A 5,628-nucleotide genomic window follows, 5' to 3' on the forward strand; every position below is an offset into this window, starting at 1 on the left:
AAGCAAATATTCATAAAAAATAATCACTATTATTCATTTATTTAATATCCTGTATTATAAGAATTTTCTAATAAGTACTAAATCAGTCTACTCTTAAAAAATTCACATTAATTCTAAGTTGTATTATTAATATTTTTCAATATGCTAGGAGGAAATAATCTATGAATCCAATGTCAGAAGTTGATTTAAATTATGCTCAAAGTTGTAACTGTGACTCGCAATGTCCAGTTGACTTAAAATGCGGCGAACCTGGTCAAGTAGTACTACCTGGCTCACTAGTAGGAACTACTGCTACTGTTGCTACTATCACCATAGATACTTCTAAATTCTGTAATCCATGTACAAAGCTTGAATTTACAAGTAATCTAATTGGAATAGGTTTTTCCGGAACCTTAATATTTCAATTATTTAAATTCTGTGATAATCAACAGCCACTCCCAATAGGAGGACCATTTTCTTTTACAGTAGCGACGCCATCTCTTATTGCTAGGACGTTCACATTCTTTGTATGTGATTGCGATTCATGTTTAAATGAATGTTGCACCTATGCTGTAATAGTGACAGTTGGTGAAGGTGATGAAGGTGCTATTACAGGTAATATTGGCGTTTTCGCTGCAAGACTATCATCCGTTACTGTAGATAATCCAAAACAAGACTGTTAACTAAATGTAAATTAAAACTTAAATAAATTTCTTTAATCTATTAAATCTATTACATGAAGTTTCCTTTTTATATCTTATGTGTATAATTTACATGATCACTTGCAGGCTAGATAATATACTTACGTACTGAATCTGACCTGCATTTTTAGTCATAATCTTAAATATCTCATCAAATACAATATAGTAACCTTACTCAAATCTGCATCTAATCCTTTTAATACAGCTTGAGTAGTTATCATAAAAAAAGAACCAACAACTGTGATTTCACTCACATGTTATCGGCTCTGCGTCTTAGCGTCTGGCTCTTTAATAACTGATATATTCAATTGTTTTACATTAATTATCGTTTCTTGTTTACACTTGGGACAAAATAGTGGGAAGTTTTCAAGCACCGTATCATCACGTATCTTCATCCTTGTTTTGTTGCTACAAACCGGGCATAATATCCACTTGTATTTACACACTCTACCATCCCCTTAGTTGATATTTTGGTTGACCACTATCATTTTAATGCCTGCAAACATTAAGTTGCTTTTCAATGTACCCCCCCTTTGCGGGAGTCACATACCTTTCACTTCAATTACTTTTTAATCCCGATATCTCTCTTTTACTTTGTTTTATCCGTAACCTTTTTCATAGCCTTGTTAACTTCTTGGTCAACAGATTCTTGATAGATGTCAGCGTAGGTTTTTGAACCTTTGATTAAATCGTCGCAGAAAGCCGCTACGTCACTGCCCGTCACTTCGATCACGCCTTTCCCAAAGGCCACGCCCTCTTCAAAAAGATCGATAATCCCCGAGAGTAAACCTATCCCGTCGGTTAACTCAACAGGTCCAACCTTAAAAAGATATCTTTGAATCTCTTTATAAACAATCTGAAAATCTTTCGGGAGCGCTTTAACACGCGCTATGTGCGCTCGCCACTCTTTTTTGCCTTCGATGATATCTTGTATTCTCATTTTATCCTCCTATTTACCTAATTTTTTAGCAATATTATTGTTGAGTTCCTTGCGCCACTTGTCTCGAAAAGACTTTGCCCCTTCTTCGCCGACCAGAGCTGAGCAGAAGCCTTTGATATCGTCACCCAAAACATCTTGTACACTCTGACCGTCCACAGCCGTTTCTTCGAGCAGTCCAAGCACACCGTCAAGAATTGGCATTAGGTTGCGACCAGTGAAATCCGAGTGCGGCCAAAGATTAGCCTTAATTTTTTCCCATGCCGCTTGATAATCAGCCGGTAGCTTTTTAGCTCGCGATTCAAAAATTTTCATTTCTTTAGTCATGTCGCTTCCGGTAATTTTTTCCCAAAAATTCATTATTTCTTCTCCTTTAACTCATTAATTTTTGATGATATGAATCCCCATTTTTCCCAGAATCTCCTCAACTCCTCACGCCCCGCATCGTTGAGGGTGAAAAACTTTCGTGGCGGTCCCTTATCGGATGTCTTTTTCGTAATTTCCACCAGCTTGTTTTTCTCAAGCCGCACCAAGATTGTATAAACTGTCCCATCCACAACATCCGAAAATCCGAGGACATTTAGCCTCTTGGTAATTTCGTAACCATATATTTCCTCATGACTGATGATTTCAAGAACACAGCCTTCCAGTACACCCTTTAACATTTCCGTAATATTTTCCAAATAAATCACCTCTTCACTATCTAGTATTACCGATATTCTGTATTACTTACTACCACTATATAGTATCACGTAGTAGTTGTAGTGTCAATATGATATTTTATTTTTTGTGGTTATTTTCACCAGTGAGATTTAAAATAGTACTAAGATAAATTCCACCTTAAATTAATATCAGAGGNNGCTAAAATTTCTACTCTAAATGCTGAGGACAATTCTGCCTAGCATTATTTATCCACATATCTATACTCCCACATATTATACCATTTTTTCAATAATCTAAATGCTATCTGTAGTTCTTTTATTATTTATAGTTTTACTTAAAGTATAAAAAGTTCATATTCACACATACTAAAATACATAGGGACGGCTCCTTACATAAACTTGAGCTTTAAACTATCATTTTGTAAATTTAAGAATTATTGTATTAAGGAAGGGGAATAATAATGGACTTTTATAAAGTAATTGAAAACAGAACAAGTAATAAGAGCTACAAGTCAACTCCTATACCCACAGAAAAATTAGATAAAATTATTAATGCTGCTTTAATGGCACCTTCATGGAAAAATAAAACTTGTTATCGATTTATTTTTATCAATGAACAAAATTTAATAGAGCAAATCTCCAATACAATTATAAACAAAACTGATAAAACATCAAATGCACTTAAACAAGCGCCAATCATTGCTGTTATAGTGGCAGATCCATCGGAAAGTGGTGATGTTGATAATAAATCATATTTTATGTTGGATTGCGGTATTGCTATGGAACATCTGGTATTGGCAGCAACAAATGAAGGTTATGGAACTTGCTGGATAGGTTCTTTTGAGGAAGAAGCAGTGCGTAAGATTTTAAATATCCCTGAAAAATTCAAAGTAGTTGCAATGACTCCAATTGGTGAAACCAATGAAGATGATGAACATTATCCTCCAAAGGATATCTCACAACATATTTATTACAACAGTTGGAATAATACAAACAAGCAATAATACATTCTTATCTTTCATATAAATAGTTTGTGCAACCTCTATTACAAGTTCTGCATCAATAGGGTTGCACAAATTTTAATGATCAAATCTATCTACTTTAAACAGATTTAGATCTTTATCTACTTCTCCAGAATATAATTTACTTAACATCATTCCACCTAGTATAGCAAATAATATTCCATTTGCCCCATAACCTAAACAATACCATAATTTAGAATTAGTAGGCTCTTCACCTATAAAACCCAAATTATCTTGAGTAGATGCAAATGCTCCACAATATTTATATTCTATATCTATATTTAAGTTTGGAAATAAGCTTTTTAGCCTTTGTTCTAATATTTCATAACTTTTACTACATAACTTTTCATTATATATATCTGGTATAAAGTTTATATCCTCCCCTCCAATTATGAACCTATTATCTCTAGTTGTTCTAAAGTAATTATAAGTAACTCTGTTATCTCTAATAACTATGTCTTGATAAATTTCTTCAATGTTATCTATTGGCCTAGTTGCAATATTAAATGTAGTAGTCTTAGTTCCAAATGTCCTTTTAGTGAAAAGTTCTGTATTATACCCTGTAGCTACAACAATAATTTTTCCTTTAACTTTATAACCGTATACAGTTTCTACGGTAACACTATCATTACTATATTTAGCATCTATAACCTCTGTGTTTTCATATGCTCTTAATCCCTTTTTACAACTGACCTCAATTAGATGATGAGTAAATTTATAGGGATCAAATACAGCTCCTCCACCTTTACCTAATACACCTGCCTTTACATCAAATAAAAAAGGATTATTATCTTCATCAATAAATTCTACGGGTAATCCAGCTTCTTTTCTAATATAATACTCTTCTTCCATCTCCTTTTTTTCTAATTTCTTAGCTGTATATAAAAAACTATCTACTCTTTTATAATCACACCTATTACCATATCTATCTATAAACTCTTGAATTTCATCTAATGCCTTTAGCCCTAACTTATATGATTTTATTATATTCTCCATACTCGTATATGCCTTTAACTCCATAGCATTACTATCAAGCTCATATTCAAGTAATGAGGTTGTTATACTAGTACTGCCGTGACCTATTCTTGATTTCTCTAAAATAACACAATTAATATTGCTTTTACTAAAATAGTATCCTAAAATTGCCCCAGTGACTCCTCCACCTATTATTATTACTTCTGTCTCTATATCCTCTGTTAAATACTCATACTGTTTTATCGTTTTATTGATTCTTGTAAATATACAATCTCCTTGTACATATTGTGTATTCATAATAACCACCTATCTCTTACATATAATTTTAATTGATATTTTTTTAATCCACTGCTCATTCTTTTGTAAATAATCTTCTAATTTTTTAATATCTCTATATTTTCAGAAACACTAATAATTCATATAACCCACTATAAAATAACGTATTTTATTAGACATACTACAATCCTTTCTTAACCATTCATACTTTGTAGCCTTATTATTTCCTAAAGTTTATGCTTATATCCAAGAAATACTAAACATATATGACAAATTTAGTTTTAAAATTTGCTAATTAAAGTTTACTCTCCCCGGGTAGTAAAATAGTTCTAGTAGAGAAAAAGTAACGATATTCTCGTACAAGAGATATATTAATGAGAAGTCAACTATGACAAAAAAAATACAACTAATAGAAAATATACAGAATCAGAAATTCATGAACTTTCTAATTTTAGTGCTATGACCTCGTTGTATAGTATTCCTATGAATCAATCACATTTTCCAAACTTAGAGAATACTATAATGTTATAGTTATATGAAAGGAAGAGAAATATGTATCCTAATGAATATATCCCTTATACTAATGAAATTGATTATGAATCAAGATTTAATTTTTTAAGATCTGAATATACTAATAGTTTTATTGAATTGAAGGATTATGGACCAGAACCCTTTGTAGTAAATATTGATGAGGCTACTAAGCAAAATGATACTTTTCGTACTGCTTTATGGACTGGAACTCATTTGCAACTTACCTTGATGAGTATCCCTGTTGGAGGAGAAATAGGTTTAGAGAGTCACCCTAACCTTGATCAATTCATACGTATTGAAGAAGGTGAAGGGCTTGTTAAAATGGGCGACAGAAAAGATAACTTAGATTTTCAAAAAAATGTCTATGATGATTTTGCCTTCATCATACCAGCTGGTAAATGGCATAATCTAATCAATACAGGTAATACACCAATTAAATTGTACTCTATTTATGCTCCTCCTCAGCATCCACGTGATACAGTTCATATAACTAAAGCTGATTCAGACGCTGCTGAAGAGTAAAGCAACGACTCCCATCAAGAGAG

The 5,628-nt window shown here is 32.4% G+C and carries 7 protein-coding genes and 1 pseudogene; 3 read left to right on the plus strand and 5 right to left on the minus strand.

Going from position 1 to position 5,628, the window contains the following annotated elements; all coding sequences use genetic code 11:
- Positions 1–161: 161 nt before the first annotated feature.
- Complete coding sequence (locus tag B2671_RS16470) at positions 162–662, plus strand: DUF4489 domain-containing protein (protein WP_346871379.1); 501 nt, start codon at positions 162–164, stop codon at positions 660–662.
- A 275-nt stretch (positions 663–937) separates the two neighbouring features.
- Here the strand turns inward: B2671_RS16470 and B2671_RS16475 are convergent, their stop codons facing one another.
- The 4 genes from B2671_RS16475 to B2671_RS16490 all read right to left on the minus strand — a co-directional run bounded on the left by B2671_RS16475 (position 938) and on the right by B2671_RS16490 (position 2,300).
- Positions 938–1,126, minus strand: a complete 189-nt coding sequence (locus B2671_RS16475; RefSeq protein ID WP_346871380.1) for a cysteine-rich KTR domain-containing protein — start codon at positions 1,124–1,126, stop codon at positions 938–940.
- A 143-nt stretch (positions 1,127–1,269) separates the two neighbouring features.
- Complete coding sequence (locus B2671_RS16480; protein ID WP_346871381.1) at positions 1,270–1,620, minus strand: DUF1048 domain-containing protein; 351 nt, start codon at positions 1,618–1,620, stop codon at positions 1,270–1,272.
- 9 nt (positions 1,621–1,629) lie between these two features.
- Positions 1,630–1,977 (minus strand): DUF1048 domain-containing protein, encoded by a 348-nt coding sequence (locus B2671_RS16485; RefSeq protein ID WP_346871382.1) that lies wholly within the window; start codon positions 1,975–1,977, stop codon positions 1,630–1,632.
- Positions 1,977–2,300, minus strand: a complete 324-nt coding sequence (locus tag B2671_RS16490) for a PadR family transcriptional regulator (protein ID WP_346871383.1) — start codon at positions 2,298–2,300, stop codon at positions 1,977–1,979. The genes B2671_RS16485 and B2671_RS16490 overlap by 1 nt, the downstream gene beginning before the upstream one ends.
- Positions 2,301–2,740: 440 nt before the next feature.
- Between B2671_RS16490 and B2671_RS16495 the strand changes: the two genes are divergently transcribed.
- Positions 2,741–3,283 (plus strand): nitroreductase family protein, encoded by a 543-nt coding sequence (locus B2671_RS16495; RefSeq protein ID WP_346871384.1) that lies wholly within the window; start codon positions 2,741–2,743, stop codon positions 3,281–3,283.
- 75 nt (positions 3,284–3,358) lie between these two features.
- Here B2671_RS16495 and B2671_RS16500 read toward each other — a convergent pair whose 3' ends face one another.
- The gene (locus tag B2671_RS16500; RefSeq protein ID WP_346871385.1) at positions 3,359–4,573 is read right to left on the minus strand and encodes an FAD-dependent oxidoreductase; all 1,215 of its coding nucleotides are present in this window, start codon (positions 4,571–4,573) and stop codon (positions 3,359–3,361) included.
- A 540-nt stretch (positions 4,574–5,113) separates the two neighbouring features.
- Here B2671_RS16500 and B2671_RS16505 point away from each other — a divergent pair.
- Positions 5,114–5,605, plus strand: a pseudogene (locus B2671_RS16505) (cupin domain-containing protein); the annotation flags it as partial.
- Positions 5,606–5,628: the final 23 nt, after the last annotated feature.

It is taken from the genome of Clostridium sp. UBA5119, assembly GCF_002414285.1.
Classification (GTDB): domain Bacteria; phylum Bacillota; class Clostridia; order Clostridiales; family Clostridiaceae; genus Clostridium_J; species Clostridium_J sulfidigenes.

Coding starts and splice junctions, on each gene's coding strand:
- B2671_RS16470 (WP_346871379.1), top strand. CDS start 162: ATGAATCCAATGTCAGAAGTTGATTTAAATTATGCTCAAAGTTGTAAC.
- B2671_RS16480 (WP_346871381.1), bottom strand. CDS start 1,620: ATGAGAATACAAGATATCATCGAAGGCAAAAAAGAGTGGCGAGCGCAC.
- B2671_RS16485 (WP_346871382.1), bottom strand. CDS start 1,977: ATGAATTTTTGGGAAAAAATTACCGGAAGCGACATGACTAAAGAAATG.
- B2671_RS16495 (WP_346871384.1), top strand. CDS start 2,741: ATGGACTTTTATAAAGTAATTGAAAACAGAACAAGTAATAAGAGCTAC.
- B2671_RS16500 (WP_346871385.1), bottom strand. CDS start 4,573: ATGAATACACAATATGTACAAGGAGATTGTATATTTACAAGAATCAAT.